The following is a 14,616-nucleotide window of genomic DNA, read 5'->3' as shown; positions in this document are numbered from 1 at the left end:
TTCCAGCGCCGAAAACCAGAACCCGCTACTGACTCCGTCTTCGACGGCGGTCGCCGCGTTCGCGCTCCTGCTGGCGCTTCGCCAAGAACAACTTTGCGTCTCTTGAGAGCACGCGCACGATGGCGTTGGAGTTTGGTCGTGGTATGAATTGGACGTGACGCCACTGGCAGCGGCTTCGTACGGCGACAGTTTCCGTGGATTGGACAGCGACGTGTTACGTGGCCCTGGCAGAGAACATCCCAAGGATTTCAACGGCTTCCACCAACAGCAGTATCTGGTCGCCGTCTCTATTGTTGTCGTTTTGAAAACTGTGAATTCACCGTGGCTGCGTTGATGTCCAGTGCATAGTGCTTAAAATGGATTGTGTGGGCAAACGGCTCGCGCGCATCAGAGTGGTAACAGAATCGCATGATTCAACGATGTGGAGCATCAGATGGACATCCTTGACCTGGCTCGGAAATCGGGCATGACAGTGGTGCTTGACGCGAAGATTGGCCGTCAGGAGTACCGCACAGTGCACGGCTCAGTCGCGGCGCTCGAGCGCTTCGCCGAGCTTCTCGCCGCGTCCATGCACGATGAGCTGGCGGAGCAGGATTGATACGCGTTGACAGCAACCTCAAACAGGAATCGCAATGAACTACGACTCATCGAAATCCAGAAACATCGGCCGCGCTGAGCGCACGAACGACAATTACGACGGAGGTTCGCCCTCCGAAGAGGTCGCACAGGCGGTCGCCAAAAAAAGTGACGCAGCAAGGAACTGGGCGTGGGCGCACAGCAACGAATCGTACGATTGGATGGACTCTCATAGTCTCTTCAACACCCGGGACTCGATTCATTGAGCGATTTACCAGGGGGCAACGGTTTTGCGCGATCGCAGCGTTGAACTGTATCGATCTTTGAAGTTGGCTTAACCCATCTCGAGCAGCAGACTGTCGGCGTTCATCTCGATCTGTCTGACGTAGACGGATGCAAAAGTGTCACTATTTCGAGACCGATCAAAAGTTGAGGAGGTCGATTTCGTCTGACCGCACTGGCTGATGGCAGGGTTACAGGGTCTGTTCTGTTCGTTGCTCGGTCCCGGCCTGGTCATGGTACCGCGGTGCATTCACCGTGTCGCGAGGCGGCTATCTTGAACCCCGAGATGCGATGTGAAGAGAATTCCCCGTTCAAAACCGTGACTCTGACCTGCGCCATGCAATGCGCTCCTTTGTCAGTCCAGCGCATCTGTCGCTTCGTGGCCATACGGTAGCTGACAACCTGGTTCACCGCAGACTCGGCGATGCTGCTGCTGATCGGCAAGGCCTGACGATGCCGCGCGCTGTAGTTGACCAACGTGCGCGTGTTGTTCCTCAGGTAACTGGAGACGGTATTCAGATTCCACCACAGCGTTTTGAATTCGTATCCTTCTCTCGCCAGCAACCGACTGTCGAGCGCCTTGATCCGCTCGACCGCCTTGCTGCCCTTGCCATGCCAGACCAACCACTTCGCGTGCGTGATTTCGGTCTCCACTGACTCCTGGTCCATCGAGTCGATCATCTTGCTGCCGAACACGGAACGCTGCGTCGCCTGGAACTTCATCGCAATGTGGAACCAGTCGAAGATCCGGCCCCGAGCCGGTTGACTGCCCTCGACCGTCTTTGCAAATTCACCAGCGTCGTCGCTGATCACGGTCACGCGTTCATCGCTCGCCACACCGTTCCAGCTGAGGAACTGATCGAGTCGCGCTGCAGCCGAGGTAACCTCCCTGTGCGCAATCACAGCCAGAACTCCGTCACCTTCCTCGACCGTATCATTGTCTCCGTCGGCCAACCTTGCTTCGATGATCAACCGCATGGCTTGCTCCCACCGTTGCGAGACCGATCAGCCTACTCCAGACGAAACCGATGCCGCTGTCGGAAGCAAAAACGCTCCTCCGCGGGAGCCTCCCCAACTTTTTGCACGCTCTCCTTTACGACCACGCGCCGATGGAAAGCTTCTGGGGCTCGCCCAAGACCGACCTCGCCACGCGCCAGGACGCCCGCGAACAGGCTCGTCTGGGCTACCTGTCTCCTGCCGCCTTCACGCAGCCGTTATTCAAAAATCAACCCGCTGCTTAACCGGTTGGCCTCCGCCATTGGCGACCGACCTCAATAATCCCGCGGCGCAATGTGAGCGAGGCGGGTCAGCAGATCGGACGTTGTGCCCACGTCAGCATATTTTTCGGACATGTCGAACAGGTTCACCGCATGTGAAGTCAGGCTACGGTCATACACGCAGTCTTGCGGGACGAACACTCGAAAGTTCAGCGAAAACGCGTCGACAACGCTTCCGCGCACGCATCCACTCGTGGTGCAGCCCGTCACGATCAAAGTATCAGCCTGCGCGTCGATCAGATGGCTGGCGAGCGCGGTCCCAAAAAACGCGCTCGGATGTTTTTTTGGCAGCAGAACGTCGCCGTCGCGCGGCGCAACCTCTTCGACGAAATCGTAGCCCCGAGCGGGAATGTTCATTATTGACGGGATTTTTTCTGCCAGTCGTCCGCCCTCTGTGGACTTTTTGGGCGCGACATGCGGGTACAGTACGGGCCAGTTTTTCGCCCGGAACACTTCGAGCAACTCTGCAATGTGGTCCACCGCGGCCCAACCCACGTCCCCGCAACTCGTCGGGAATTCCTTGATCGATTCCCAGAAGGGCTGACGTTTGGTGCCGACAGTTCGGTACTGTACGTCAATGATCAGCAAGGCGGGACGCTTGCCCAGGCCGGACGGACGCCCGAAACCGGCAGCACGGTATTTTCGCTGCTCGTCATCCGAGATGATGTTTTCCCAAGGTTTCATGCAAATGCTCTCCGTATTCTCCATGGTTCAAGTAGGGCCAGCACGTCACGGCTTAAGCGCCGATCCCGCGGTTTCTTTAAGCGTGAAGGCTGAAAAAAGCGTCACAACGGCCGTGCCGATAAGAAAATAGGCTGGGGCGATCGACGAACCCGTCACAGATACGAGCCACGTGCAAATAAGCGGCGCAGTTCCGCCCGCGACGACGCCGCCGATGTTGAATCCCAACGCAACGCCGGTATAGCGGACGCGGGTCGGAAACAGCTCGGCCATCGTTGAAAACGCGACGCCCATCAGGGCCGATTCAATCAGACCCAGTACAATCTGCATGCCAACGGCAGTCAAGCCGCCAGCATTCATCAAGTTGAAGCACGGTACCGCGAGCACCAGTGCGGCCAGGCTCGACACGACGAAGACTGGCCTGCGCCCTACCCTGTCTGACAGCGCACCAAACAGTGGCATGCAAACGACAGAGACGGCCAGCGTCAGCGTCGTAGACCAGAAAGCAAGCTTCGAACTCACTCCGACCACGCGCTGCAAGTGGATGTTCACGTACACGTACGCGATGTAGTAAAGCGAGAACAGCAGGATCGATAGCCCTATGCTTTTGGCAAGGGGCCCACTATAAGACCGGAGCAGTTCGATAACCGGCGCGGATTCGGTCCTGTCGCTCTCAGACAGCACCTGAAACGATTTGGCCTCTGTGAGTCGGGAACGAATCCAAAGTCCGATCACACCAATCGGGATCGCCACCAGGAAAGGGACCCGCCATCCCCATGTGGTCATATCAGCTTTCGAAAGAGTCTGGTTCAATGTGGCAACGACAATCGAGGCCAGCAGAATGCCCGCAAGCGCGCCGGTCTGAGTCGTCGAACACAGAAGTCCCCGCCGGTGTGCAGGTGAATGCTCCGCGACAAACGCGATTGCGCCGCCCAACTCGCCGCCCGCAGCAATGCCCTGCATGCATCGCGCAAGAACTAACAGGGCACTTGCGCCTACGCCAATCGCCGCATAGGTGGGAAGAAAACCAATCAGTCCACTTGCCACAGACATCAACAACACGGTCGCGGCGAGTGCGTTCTTTCTGCCGAAGCGATCACCAAAATGACTGAATACCAATCCGCCAACCGGTCTCAGCACAAACGCAATCGCGAAAGCTGCCAGCGTGTTCAAGATTGCGGAGGTTGGATTGCCGGAAGAGAAGAACTGGGTAGCGAGGATCACTGCGACGTAGCCGTACACGCCAAAGTCGAAGTACTCCACGATCGAGCCCACCGCGCCCGCGACAACAATACGCGGGGAAATTCGCGCTGAAAAAGGCGCATCCAATTCGGACGTGCGATCGATGTCCAGCGCGGGCAGGCTTTGAGTGCCAAGACTTGCTTGTGTTTCCATGATTCTTTTCCTTGCAAGCGTTCGTTACGATGAACTTGCTTAACGCGACGTCAACGGACGCGACAGGTAGCGCCCATACCCGGGCTTTCCAACGATCTCGCCGTCCAGCATGATCGTCTCTCCACGCACAATCGTGCGCACGGGCCAGCCTTTCAGCGACCAGCCGTCATAGAGGCTGTAGTCCGAGTACGAACCGAGCTCTTCTGCACGCACTACCCGACTGAGGTTGAGATCGACAAACGTCAAATCAGCGTCGGCGCCCACCGACAGTGAGCCTTTCGCCGACGCCATGCCGAAGATTTGCGACGGAGCTTCAGTCAGTACCTCGGCTATTCGTGACAAACTCAGCCGGCCCTTGTGGTAACCCTCGCTGAGCAGCACCGGCAAGATTGTCGCCGTGCCGGGGAACCCTTGCGAGGCAAGCCAGAAAGGACGCTCCTTGGTGGCTTTCTTGCGCGGCACATGGTCGGAGGCGACTACGTTTATGCTGCCATCCTGCAGGCCTTCCCACATCGCCGCCACGTCGTCCTTGCTGCGAAACGGCGGGTTCGCGCGACCCAATGAGCCCAGTTGCGAATCTTCATCGTGCGTCAGATAGTGCGGGCACGTCTCGACATATACATGTGGATAGCGCTCACGCCAACGACGTACTTCATCAAGCGCCATACGCGTGCTCAGATGCGGGATATAGATGTGCGCGCCGAAATGCTCGGCAAAATACATCGCACGGATACAACTCTCGGCCTCGGTGAAAGGTGGCTTGACGGACGCCCAATCCTTGAGCGTCGGTGCGTCGAGATCCTTCATCGCCGTACGCAGACGGTTGACGATCTCGATGTTCTCGGTATGGCACACGACCTTTACCCCGTCCATACAGCCCGCCGTCCTGAGCAAATTGAACAGATACCCGTCGTCCGTTCCGTCGAGACCGAGATAGCGTCCTTCCTCGCCCTTGAAGTTCATGAAGTACTTGAACGACGTCACGCCGTAGTCGCGCACGTAGGCCGCCATGTCGCGCACGTGTTCTTCGTTCGCGACACTGAAGTGAAATCCGTAGTCAATATGTGCGCGAGCCCGTGCGTATTCCTGTTCGCGCTCGAAAACTGCGCCGTACGCTTCGTTGTTCAGGAAGTAGCCGAGAATCGACGTAAAGCCGCCTTGTGCGGCATACGCGGTCTCCGTCGAATACTCGGTGATCTTCTCGCCGAATCCGAAATGGACATGTGCGTCGATCAGGCCCGGGAAGATATGCAGGCCCTGTGCCTCTATGACAGATATCGACGCATCCACCGGTGTTCCCGGCAAGAACCGGTCGGCAATCTTGCCGTCCCGGATCAGCAGGTCGAGCGGTGCCGGGTCCTTTCCCGCCTCGACGATCTGCGCATGGCGTACGACGAATTCCTTACTCATCTTGAAGACTCCGCAAATACTGTGATCAATGTTGTCCGGGCAATATACGGTCGAGTTCGTCCAGATTGCGGGGCAGCAATCCCGCCTCATCTATCCGCAAAGCACGCAAGCTCGACGCCAGCCAGTCGCGTTCGAGCGCCTCGCCGATAACCGTCAATCGCGCACGGTTATCACCGATGGGCCAGCGCAAAAGCGTCTCCGGCGGATAGAAGTGCGTGCCGACACCCTGAATCAGCACGGCCGCCTGAGTCTCTTTCAGGCGAAATAATCCCTTGCAGCGCAGCAACCGTGCGCCGTATCTTTCGACGACCAGTTGCCACCACGCCGCGATGCCGGGCCACGAGGTGTCTCCATCGATCCAGAAGCTCTCTGCGCCTACTAACGTCTCATGCACGCCACGGGCGTGATCGTGGTGCCCGTGCTCATGCTGATGGGCCAGCGCTTCCAGCGGCGCAATCGGCTCTCTGTCGGGCGTCGCCTCGCAGAAGGCGGCGTGAAGCGCGTTATCGGCTGCCGCATCGATCCGGCGTGCTCGCGGATTCATCGCGATCGTCATAGTGCCCACAGCGGACACTTGCGCCGCGTCCACCAGATCCGTCTTGGTTATCACCAGCACGTCCGCCACCGCGACTTGCCGAGCGGTCTCGCGCTGCATCCTGATCTGCTCTGCGGCCAATCGGGCGTCGACCGTGGTGATCACGCGTCCGAGTGCAAAGTAGCCCGCGAGCGCCCTATCACCGATCAGCGAATGCAGGACGGGCAATGGCTCGGCGAGTCCTGTCGTTTCAACAACCACCTTGCGCAGTGGCATACCGATCCGCTTTGCCTGTGCGGCAATATTCAGCAAGGTCTCGCGCAGCGCGCCATTCAATGAGCAGCACAGGCAACCCGAGTCAAGCAGCAGCACGTTGTCCGACACCTCACCGAGGATCACCTGATCGATACCGATTTCACCCACCTCGTTGACCACGACGGCCGTCCCCAGAGCCTCGGAGCTCTTCAGGAAACGATTCAGGAAGGTTGTTTTGCCGCTGCCGAGGTAGCCGGTCAGCACGTCGCAAGGAATCGGCGCGCCTTGCTGAGACACTTCCCCGGCTACATCGTGGAGTTTTTCCATGGCCACTTAAATCGTTACGTTTAGCGATACATCGTTACGATCAGCATAACACGCTAATTTTTTTGTTTGCAACTGGCCGCAGCGAAGTCGCTTGATGGGCGTCGCGGCCTGCTAATCTCTCGTTTCACGCGTGAAAAAGAGAAGGACGTATGACGGAGAAGAAGCTGAATTCGGTGGATGCGGTCAAGGTATCGGTGCGCATCATGGAAGCAATGGCGCTGGCTCAACGCGCTATGGGCGTGACTGAACTGGCGGACTTGCTTTCAGAAACGAAACCGCGCGTGCATCGACATCTCGTGACGCTGAAGGAAGTCGGCATGATTGAGCAGGACGCCTCCAACGATCGGTACCGACTGGGATGGAGAATTTTTCAGCTGGGCGAAGCGGCTGGAAACCAGTTTGATCTACGCCGCCTCGCTCAACCCTATCTGCTCGACCTGCGCGACGCGTTGCATGAAACGGTCGTGTTGGCCGTACCTACCAATGGCCTGCCGATGGTGATCGACTCGGTCGACAACATCTATGCGCGCATCTGCGTGAGCGTCAAACCGGGGAACCGGCCGCCACCGCATTGCTCAGCGCTTGGCCGCGTCACAATGGCATTTGCCACTGAGACTGAGCGTCAGGCGCTGGTCGGGGATTTACTGAAGGAAGACTCAAGCTTTTCCAAAGCGGCGCTGACGCGACTCGAGAAGCGCCTTGCACGCATTCGCTCAACGCGGTTCGATGTTTGCGCCGGAGAAATGATGCCAGGTATCAATACACTGGCCGTGCCGGTCTTCCGCGACGGCGCGACGCTCGCCGGCGTGATCGCAATCATCGGCTCCGTCGAGAGCATCACTGAGCCGCCTGCGGTGAAACAACTCAGTCTGCTGCACCATGCTGCATCCGAACTATCGCGACATCTTCACGGCGACGTCTATGCCCTCGATGTCGGCGGCACGCCTGCCTAAACGCTCAGCACGTTCCGCCAGCTGTTCAGGCACATGACTGGCCGGACGACTTAGGCGGGCGACTCGGAAGTCGTCGCTGCCGCTATTTATACAACTCCGACTCCGCCGTCAGTGTCAGCGTACCGATGACCTCGTTAATCCGAGGATCCGGCCGCGAGCGAGTTGACTGCCCCCGACCGTCTTTGCAAATGCACCAGCGTCGTCGCTGATCACGGTCACGCGTTCATCGCTCGCCACACCGTTCCGGCTGAGGAACTGATCGAGTCGCGCTGCAGCCGAGGCAACCTCCCTGTGCGCAAGCGTTGCGCGTCGGTGGCGACAACCCGGTACGTCGTGTTGAAGCCCTGCTGCGTATAGGTCGGATTCGTCGCTGCCTGCGAGATCTCGACGATGCCGCCATCCTTGTAAATCCGCGACGCGGGAATCGAGGTGCCGGAATTCAGGTGACCGACGACGCCGACTACCTTGTGGTCGACGAGTTTCTGCGCAACCTGGGTGGCAGTACGCGGATCGCCCGCATCGTCTTGTGCATCGATCTGCAATGTGATTCGCTTTCCTCCAATCACGAGGCCCTGTGAGTTGATTTCTTCGACCGCGAGCCGCGCGCCGTTTTCGCTGCCCTTACCCAGGTGCGCGATGGCGCCTGTGAGCGGCGCGACGTGACCGATTCGCACGACCTCCTCGGCGTGAACAGCGAACGAGCAAGCGATTGCGGCAGCCGCGACCGCGATTTCCTTGTAATGCTGAGTCATGTCCCCTCCTCTTCATGCGGCGCCAAAGGCGCCTGTTCAATCAATGACGAATCGTGTCAGCCGGCGCGGTATCGACGCGCTTCAGCGGTTCACACGAGGCGCTACCGATCGCCACGTCATAGAGATTCTTCGGGTCAGGCGGCGTGGGAATAAGACCGAGTTCGATGCCGATGTTCCGTTCGCGTGACGCGGCATTGAGGTAGCGCAGCGCGGAGAAGTCTTCCAGCGCGAAACCGACCGAGTCGAACACGGTGACCTGCGAGGCGGATTCGCGGCCTTTATCCGCGCCGGACACGATCCGGTGGAACTCGACAACAGGAAAGTCCGGCGTGAGCTGCTGAATATCGCCTTCGATGCGCGTCTGCGGCTCGTACTCGACAACGACACGTGCGCGCCGGAGAACATCGGCATGCAATTCGGTCTTGCCCGGACAATCGCCGCCGACGGCGTTGATATGCATGCCGTCTTCGATCATCTCCGGCGTCAGAATCGTCGCGTTTGTCTTGTCCGCGGTAACCGTGGTTACGATGTCCGCGCCGCGGACCGCGTCCGCCGCGGAGTCGCTCCGGATCACTCGAAGCGTCCCGTACGGCGCGAGGTTGTGCACGAGCTTTTCCGTCGCGGTCTCGTCGACGTCGAAGACTCTGATCTCGTCGATGCCCAACATCTGGTGAAACGCTATGGCCTGAAATTCGCTTTGCGCGCCGTTGCCGATCATGGCCATCGAGCGCGAGTCCGTCGTGCAAGGTAGCGTGCAAATAGCACTGAAGTCGCGGCCGTCCGAATCGCCGTAGTCAACGTCATCTCGCTCAGGAGCAACGGATAGCCCGTGTCCACATCCGCCAGCACGCCGAATGCCATGACCGTGAGCAGATCAGACTGTGTATTCTTCGGATGCCCATTGACGTACTTGAACGAATACAGCCGGTTATCCGACGTCGGCATCAGTTCAATCACGCCATCGGTCGAATGGCTTGCCAGCCGGGCAGTCTTTTCGAACGTATCCCAACGACGATAGTCCTGTTCGATGTAAGACGCCATGGTCGTCAGGACTTGTGTCATGCCGACCTCGGCGACCAGCTTTGAAACATCGTTTACATCTATGTATCGCGTCATGCTTTTAGCTCCTTGTATGCGGGCGACGGTCAGATCGCAAAGCGACGAATCGGTAAAACAACATCAGGCTCTGCCTTCAAAGCCCAACAGAACGTTGACCGCGTTGATTCCAATCTCGTCGACCATATATCCGCCCTCCATCACGAAAAGCGTGGGGACGTTGAAGCTTGCGATCGCCTCGCCGATGCGCAGATAGTCTGGCGTGCGCAGGCGGAAGTGGCTGATGGGGTCGTCTTCGAACGTGTCGACCCCGAGAGAAATGACCAGTGCGTCGGGTGCATGCTGCCCGATCGCCGTGCCGGCGTGGCGCAGCGCGCGGTCGAAGCCTTCCCAGGCCGTTCCCCTCGGAAGGGGCAGGTTCAGGTTGAAACCCTCTCCCGCGCCGACGCCACGTTCGTCGGCATGGCCCGAGAAATATGGATAGGACACCGTGGGATCGCCATGAGTCGACACGAATAGAACATCAGGTCGATCGTAGAAAATGTCTTGCGTGCCGTTGCCGTGATGGAAGTCGATGTCGAGAACGGCTACGCGCTTTGCGCCGCCGCCGATGCAATGCTGGGCCGCAATCGCCGCGTTGTTCAAGTAACAATAGCCGCCCATGTATTCACGACCAGCATGGTGACCGGGCGGGCGGCAAAGCGCGAATGCGGCGCCCGCGCCACCCAACAACGCATCCATGCCGGTCAGTGCTGAGTTGGCACTGGAACTGATCGCGGCCCACGTACCCGCGTTGATGGGGGAACCGGCGTCCATCGAAAAGAAGCCAAGCTTGCCATCGATGAATTCGGGCAACTCGTGACTGGGCAGTCCCCTCACGGGCCAGACGAGTGGCAGAGCCTGACAGGTTCTGCCCGTTGCAAGCCACTCGTGCCACGCTCCTGCCAGAAAGTCGACGTACCGCTGGCTGTGCGCGCCTGCATAGTCCGCGCATTGGTAGGCCTTCGGGCTGATGACATCGCCGAGTCCGGTTGCCCTCACTTGCGCAAGCACCGTCTCGGCGCGGAGGGGCTTCTCGAAGGAATCGGAGATGGCGCCGTCCTTTAGTTCGACGCCATGGTGCAAGCGATGATCGCTACTGTAAATGGTGAGCATGGTTGACTGCCGCGTTGAAGACAGCCAACAGTTTATTGAGCGGCGGCCGCATTGATTTTGCTTTCGGATGCGGAAAAGCCTAATATTTTGGGAAATTTGTCTAACAGGAATGAAAGATGAGCACAAATCGCCCAAAAATAGAAATGGACGCGGTCGACCGCTCGATGTTGCGCCTGCTTCAGGACAATGGTGCCGTGTCGAATGCCGCACTCGGGGAGAAACTATCGCTGAGCGTGACGCCATGCTGGAGGCGGCGCAAGCACCTGGAAGACGAAGGTGTGATTACCGGTTACCAGGCGAACATCGACCGGCGCGCGGTCGGCCTGAATCTTCTTGCGTTCGTGCATCTCCGGTTCAATGTGCACTCGGACAAAACCGCGGATAACTTCGAGGCCGTCATCCGCGGTCGACCGGAAGTCCTCTCCTGCCACAAAATCACAGGCGATGCGGACTATATTCTGCAGGTGGTCGCCGCTGATCTGGACGCATACGGTGAATTTGTCGAGCGGGTGCTACGACGGCAGCCGGGCATCGCGTCGATACAATCGAGTCTTGCGCTACGCGAGGTGAAGTTTTCGTCCCGGGTTCCGATTCCTGACGCCTGAACACATCACTCAAAAGTGGGCTGCCGATTCGCCACTCGTTGCGACTCAACTCGGAGCGGGCTGTCAACGCGCGCTCGACCGCCACGCGCTGCACCCCGTTGTGGACCCTCGCCCTGGCCGCGCGTGCGTCCGATATCCGTTCGGAAGAGCGTTCTCTCGATGATTTCCGCCCTGCTTGCTGGCCGCATTGAACTACCCCTCGAGATGTCCCGAAAGGAAAAGGGCCAACTAACAGCCGAGATCTCTGCCGAGATAGGCAGCGACCGCCCCTGTCAGCGCGATGCCGTGCAATTCCTCCGGCGATACCAGATGCGCGGCGATAATCTCACGATTATCAAGCCGCAACTCGGGTATGCAATCGAGGTGCAGTTCAAAGAAATGCACCCGGTCTCTTCGCCCGTCCCAAATGCCGCAGGCGCTGCCCGCGGGAAGTAATGGGTGCGACGAGAGACCAATCTCCTCCTCCATCTCGCGCTGCGCCGCTGCATCTGGCGTCTCACCGGGCTGGACACTGCCGCCGGGAAAATTCCACTCGGCCCGGTACGATGACTCCACCAGTAACAGCGCCCGCCCGACGTAGATTGCTACTAGCGCTCCCTCATGGCGAGGCCGTCGAAGGTGCCACCAGGCGCGAGCGAACGGGAATCCAAGACGAAGCACCATGCGCCAGACAGAGTCGATAGGCATAGCTGGTCGCACTTGCTCAAGGCTCCGCATGAGGTCTCCCCTCCCTTATAATCCCTGCATTGATAGTGATTTCACCGGCGGAGAGCCCCACTTTATGAGTCAAGCACACGGGCGATACTCGGGATCTCGGGACAAGGGCCCGCGTCAGTCGCGCCAACCTTCAAAAACGACATCTTACCGACAGAACAAATCATACGTAAAGGCGCCACCTGCCCGAGACCCGGCCCAGACGGCGTCTATTTTCAAAACGCGTTCCTTTAAATTTTTGGTCGATGCAGTGGGCGCGGAGAACATCGCACTAGGACTCGATTCCAACCTGACGCGCGTAACCGAATTGATGAATGGCGAGAGATTCACACCTGAGACGGCCTTCCACATCGAAACGACGCTCGGGCTACCGGATGGGTTTTTCGATCAACCTCATCCCACCCTCCCGTCCGAGACCATCAGTCGCTTGAGGGCGCCGCTCGACTTTATTCACCCGAATGCTGAACCGGAATCAGCGCACGGGCAGGTATTGGAGACGGCTCCCGCCACACAGGCGAATTCCCGCCCTACCCCCACAGATCGTTTGCCCAGGGAATCAGAAATGTCAAAGAGGACAGATGGCAGTTCGCCAAAGGCCGCCGCGAAGAGTAATCCCGCAGGGGCAAAGCCTGCCACGACCCCCCCGTCGAAATCTGCGTCAACGAAAGCCAAAGCGTCTCCAAAGTCAGGGACTCAGCAATCGTTGCCACTGAACGACGTCGCAGCGTTGGAAAACATCCGTCGTGCCAATCTGCATGTGCTTACCCACCGTAAGGGATCGAAGGTGCGGCTCAGCGCGGTAGTGAGTATCAGCGCCTCCAACCTCGACAATCGTCTGTATGGACAGAAGCGCATGGACGACGCAGAAGCCAACCGCTTCACCGAACGTCTTGGTCTGCCAACCGCGTGGCTGGACGTTCCCCGTTCAGTCAGAGACATCCCTGAATCGGTCTCGGCTCTGCTTGATCCAGATCCACGGTCCGGTCGACATGCGACTGATCAGCAGGAACTACCAGCTGCTTTAAAACCGGAAGCTACGGTGGCAAGAAAGTCTGCGGTTAAGAAAGCGAAAACCGCGCGCCGTCGAAACACCGACCCGTCGGAGGCAGATCAGACGGGCGTCGCCGCCGAAACGAAGTCAGTTGTGGAGCAACAGGATGCGGTGCTCCCATCAGCCGCCGATCTGGACGTTCGGCAAGCTGTTGACCGCGATGTCCCGTCGTCCGCCTCTCACCCGCAGCCTGCGCTGGCCTCCGTCACAGAGGTTATCGCGGAGCCACACCGTTATGCTTCCGTGACGAGCCTGGACGATCTGATGGGTATTGAACCGATAGCAGAGGCGCTGATCAAGACGCTCGCGGGTAAGGCACGCACCGGCCGCCTGGACGAGATGAAAGCGTTGGAACTCTTGCGGCAGATCGTGGCGCTCTGACCTCAATCGACAATTCACCGGTATTCCACGGCCGCCGGAGATTCCGCCGGAACGGAGTGCCTTTCCAGCAAACGCTGCGTATCCGATCATTGAGATGGGAACTGCGCCTCGTCACATGGCGGGTTTGCTGGAGTGTCGTGCGAGATATTCGCGAACGTCACTTAACCCGGTAAGCGCCCGCCGCCATGATACCCAGCGGTCACTTACTGCTTGCCGGAAGCGAGCTGCTGGTTGCGCTCAGCAAGAAACTGGATCAGACCGTCAACACCGCTTTCCTTGATCTTGTCACTGAACTGCTGCCGATATGTCTGGATTAGCCAGACGCCGAGCACATTCAGGTCATACAACCGCCAGCCCTGCGGCGTGCTGTACAGCCGGTAGTCGATCTCTGCTGGTTCGCCGTTCCTGGTTGCAACCGTGCGCACCACCACGTCCGTATCCGTTGGAGCGATGTGTATCGGCGGGTAGTCGATCCGTTGGTCTGGACGGAGCTGACCGATAGCACCCGAATAGGTGTGGATCAGGAGCATCTTGAACTGTTCGACCAGTTGCTGCTGCTGCGCGGGCGTAGCCGTCCGCCAGTAACGGCCCATCGCCAGTGACGTGGTGCGGTGAAAATCGGTGTAAGGAAGAATGTCCCGATTTACGATATCAATGATGCGAGGAATATCGTCTGGCGCGATCGCTCGGGTCCGCACCTCGTCGAGTATCTGTTGCGTCGCGGTCTTGATCAGCAGCTGAGGCTCAGATTGGTCGACTTGCGCGTACGCCGCACCGCCGAACGACAACAACGCTGCGCAAAGAGTCAGTAGAGAAAGTGTCTTCATGTGCAGAATCCTGGCTGGACGCGTTGGCTTGCTGCTACGAAGTATCCTCCATCTACGCCCGAATGCGTCGCGGCAGCACTCGTCGCTGTTTCAAGTCCGAAGGCCATCATGCACTCGCTCACAGGCACTAACCGAATCTCGGTCAGATCACCAGCACGCGTTTAGCGATGCGCGTGGCCGCTGTCTTCGTCGTGATGCGCCGCTATTTGAACTTGACGAGATCCTTGAAGATCAGTTGCCCCCAGGTATTCCCCCTACCTTGGACAAGCAAGCCGCCATCCTTGAGCGGTCCTAGCGCAATCGGCGCGAAACCGAGTTGTTCGGCCAAAGCAGCGACCGGTGCCACCGCATTTTCGTCATCGCTCGACAAAAACACGACGCGGC

Annotated in this window: 15 protein-coding genes and 3 pseudogenes; 7 read left to right on the top strand and 11 right to left on the bottom strand. The window is 58.7% G+C overall.

What is annotated here, in order from left to right; genetic code table 11:
* Positions 1–154 precede the first annotated feature (154 nt).
* The 3 genes from P0D80_RS36980 (at position 155) to P0D80_RS36970 (ending at position 842) form a co-directional block, all read left to right on the top strand.
* Positions 155–334, top strand: a complete 180-nt coding sequence (locus tag P0D80_RS36980) for a hypothetical protein (RefSeq protein WP_408178670.1) — start codon at positions 155–157, stop codon at positions 332–334.
* A 99-nt stretch (positions 335–433) separates the two neighbouring features.
* On the top strand, positions 434–598 hold the full coding sequence (locus P0D80_RS36975; RefSeq protein ID WP_165923964.1) for a hypothetical protein: 165 nt from the start codon (positions 434–436) through the stop codon (positions 596–598).
* Between the two features lie 34 nt (positions 599–632).
* Positions 633–842, top strand: coding sequence for a hypothetical protein (locus P0D80_RS36970; RefSeq protein WP_408178669.1), 210 nt, complete (start codon positions 633–635; stop codon positions 840–842).
* Between the two features lie 247 nt (positions 843–1,089).
* On the opposite strand, the gene P0D80_RS36965 is transcribed toward P0D80_RS36970, so the two are convergent.
* The gene (locus tag P0D80_RS36965) at positions 1,090–1,836 is read right to left on the bottom strand and encodes a hypothetical protein (protein WP_408178668.1); all 747 of its coding nucleotides are present in this window, start codon (positions 1,834–1,836) and stop codon (positions 1,090–1,092) included.
* A gap of 50 nt (positions 1,837–1,886) precedes the next feature.
* Between P0D80_RS36965 and P0D80_RS36960 the strand changes: the two genes are divergently transcribed.
* Positions 1,887–2,099 (top strand): hypothetical protein, encoded by a 213-nt coding sequence (locus P0D80_RS36960; RefSeq protein ID WP_459252079.1) that lies wholly within the window; start codon positions 1,887–1,889, stop codon positions 2,097–2,099.
* Positions 2,100–2,129: 30 nt separating this feature from the next.
* On the opposite strand, the gene P0D80_RS36955 is transcribed toward P0D80_RS36960, so the two are convergent.
* Genes P0D80_RS36955 through P0D80_RS36940 form a run of 4 tightly spaced genes read right to left on the bottom strand, consistent with a single transcriptional unit; the run spans position 2,130 to position 6,738 of the window.
* Positions 2,130–2,819, bottom strand: a complete 690-nt coding sequence (locus tag P0D80_RS36955) for an isochorismatase family protein (RefSeq protein WP_408178667.1) — start codon at positions 2,817–2,819, stop codon at positions 2,130–2,132.
* A gap of 45 nt (positions 2,820–2,864) precedes the next feature.
* Positions 2,865–4,211 carry an MFS transporter gene (locus P0D80_RS36950; RefSeq protein WP_408178666.1) on the bottom strand — a complete coding sequence of 449 codons (1,347 nt, stop codon included), beginning with the start codon at positions 4,209–4,211 and terminating at the stop codon, positions 2,865–2,867.
* A 39-nt stretch (positions 4,212–4,250) separates the two neighbouring features.
* Positions 4,251–5,621 carry a dihydroorotase gene (locus P0D80_RS36945; protein WP_408291198.1) on the bottom strand — a complete coding sequence of 457 codons (1,371 nt, stop codon included), beginning with the start codon at positions 5,619–5,621 and terminating at the stop codon, positions 4,251–4,253.
* Positions 5,622–5,646: 25 nt separating this feature from the next.
* Positions 5,647–6,738, bottom strand: coding sequence for a CobW family GTP-binding protein (locus P0D80_RS36940; RefSeq protein ID WP_408178664.1), 1,092 nt, complete (start codon positions 6,736–6,738; stop codon positions 5,647–5,649).
* A gap of 149 nt (positions 6,739–6,887) precedes the next feature.
* On the opposite strand from P0D80_RS36940, the gene P0D80_RS36935 reads away from it, so the two are divergent.
* Positions 6,888–7,691, top strand: a complete 804-nt coding sequence (locus P0D80_RS36935) for an IclR family transcriptional regulator (RefSeq protein WP_408291195.1) — start codon at positions 6,888–6,890, stop codon at positions 7,689–7,691.
* A gap of 299 nt (positions 7,692–7,990) precedes the next feature.
* Here P0D80_RS36935 and P0D80_RS36930 read toward each other — a convergent pair.
* The 3 genes and pseudogenes from P0D80_RS36930 to P0D80_RS36920 all read right to left on the bottom strand — a co-directional run.
* Positions 7,991–8,443, bottom strand: a pseudogene (locus P0D80_RS36930) (branched-chain amino acid ABC transporter substrate-binding protein); the annotation flags it as partial.
* 40 nt (positions 8,444–8,483) lie between these two features.
* Positions 8,484–9,559: pseudogene (gene ocd / locus P0D80_RS36925) on the bottom strand (ornithine cyclodeaminase).
* Between the two features lie 63 nt (positions 9,560–9,622).
* On the bottom strand, positions 9,623–10,654 hold the full coding sequence (locus tag P0D80_RS36920; RefSeq protein ID WP_408291193.1) for a histone deacetylase family protein: 1,032 nt from the start codon (positions 10,652–10,654) through the stop codon (positions 9,623–9,625).
* A gap of 116 nt (positions 10,655–10,770) precedes the next feature.
* On the opposite strand from P0D80_RS36920, the gene P0D80_RS36915 reads away from it, so the two are divergent.
* Positions 10,771–11,259 carry an Lrp/AsnC family transcriptional regulator gene (locus tag P0D80_RS36915; protein ID WP_408291191.1) on the top strand — a complete coding sequence of 163 codons (489 nt, stop codon included), beginning with the start codon at positions 10,771–10,773 and terminating at the stop codon, positions 11,257–11,259.
* Between the two features lie 228 nt (positions 11,260–11,487).
* Here P0D80_RS36915 and P0D80_RS36910 read toward each other — a convergent pair whose 3' ends face one another.
* Positions 11,488–11,976 carry an NUDIX domain-containing protein gene (locus P0D80_RS36910; protein WP_408291189.1) on the bottom strand — a complete coding sequence of 163 codons (489 nt, stop codon included), beginning with the start codon at positions 11,974–11,976 and terminating at the stop codon, positions 11,488–11,490.
* 64 nt (positions 11,977–12,040) lie between these two features.
* Here P0D80_RS36910 and P0D80_RS36905 point away from each other — a divergent pair, with 64 nt between their 5' ends.
* Entirely contained in the window at positions 12,041–13,405 is a 1,365-nt protein-coding gene (locus P0D80_RS36905) for a hypothetical protein (RefSeq protein WP_408291187.1), read from the top strand.
* Between the two features lie 203 nt (positions 13,406–13,608).
* Here P0D80_RS36905 and P0D80_RS36900 read toward each other — a convergent pair whose 3' ends face one another.
* Both P0D80_RS36900 and P0D80_RS36895 read right to left on the bottom strand, forming a co-directional pair.
* A complete protein-coding gene (locus tag P0D80_RS36900) occupies positions 13,609–14,232 on the bottom strand; it encodes an MlaC/ttg2D family ABC transporter substrate-binding protein (protein ID WP_132380017.1) in 624 nt (207 codons plus the stop codon).
* Between the two features lie 202 nt (positions 14,233–14,434).
* A pseudogene (locus P0D80_RS36895) lies at positions 14,435–14,616 on the bottom strand (NADP oxidoreductase coenzyme); the annotation flags it as partial.

The organism is Paraburkholderia sp. RL17-373-BIF-A, from assembly GCF_046030175.1.
Lineage (GTDB): Bacteria > Pseudomonadota > Gammaproteobacteria > Burkholderiales > Burkholderiaceae > Paraburkholderia.
This window is presented reverse-complemented; position numbering and strand designations above follow the sequence as displayed.

Excerpts from the sequence above, each read along its gene's own strand:
- P0D80_RS36975 (WP_165923964.1), top strand. The coding sequence starts at position 434 with ATGGACATCCTTGACCTGGCTCGGAAATCGGGCATGACAGTGGTGCTT.
- P0D80_RS36970 (WP_408178669.1), top strand. The coding sequence starts at position 633 with ATGAACTACGACTCATCGAAATCCAGAAACATCGGCCGCGCTGAGCGC.
- P0D80_RS36965 (WP_408178668.1), bottom strand. The coding sequence starts at position 1,836 with ATGCGGTTGATCATCGAAGCAAGGTTGGCCGACGGAGACAATGATACG.
- P0D80_RS36960 (WP_459252079.1), top strand. The coding sequence starts at position 1,887 with ATGCCGCTGTCGGAAGCAAAAACGCTCCTCCGCGGGAGCCTCCCCAAC.
- P0D80_RS36955 (WP_408178667.1), bottom strand. The coding sequence starts at position 2,819 with ATGAAACCTTGGGAAAACATCATCTCGGATGACGAGCAGCGAAAATAC.
- P0D80_RS36950 (WP_408178666.1), bottom strand. The coding sequence starts at position 4,211 with ATGGAAACACAAGCAAGTCTTGGCACTCAAAGCCTGCCCGCGCTGGAC.
- P0D80_RS36945 (WP_408291198.1), bottom strand. The coding sequence starts at position 5,621 with ATGAGTAAGGAATTCGTCGTACGCCATGCGCAGATCGTCGAGGCGGGA.
- P0D80_RS36940 (WP_408178664.1), bottom strand. The coding sequence starts at position 6,738 with ATGGAAAAACTCCACGATGTAGCCGGGGAAGTGTCTCAGCAAGGCGCG.
- P0D80_RS36935 (WP_408291195.1), top strand. The coding sequence starts at position 6,888 with ATGACGGAGAAGAAGCTGAATTCGGTGGATGCGGTCAAGGTATCGGTG.
- P0D80_RS36920 (WP_408291193.1), bottom strand. The coding sequence starts at position 10,654 with ATGCTCACCATTTACAGTAGCGATCATCGCTTGCACCATGGCGTCGAA.
- P0D80_RS36915 (WP_408291191.1), top strand. The coding sequence starts at position 10,771 with ATGAGCACAAATCGCCCAAAAATAGAAATGGACGCGGTCGACCGCTCG.
- P0D80_RS36910 (WP_408291189.1), bottom strand. The coding sequence starts at position 11,976 with ATGCGGAGCCTTGAGCAAGTGCGACCAGCTATGCCTATCGACTCTGTC.
- P0D80_RS36905 (WP_408291187.1), top strand. The coding sequence starts at position 12,041 with ATGAGTCAAGCACACGGGCGATACTCGGGATCTCGGGACAAGGGCCCG.
- P0D80_RS36900 (WP_132380017.1), bottom strand. The coding sequence starts at position 14,232 with ATGAAGACACTTTCTCTACTGACTCTTTGCGCAGCGTTGTTGTCGTTC.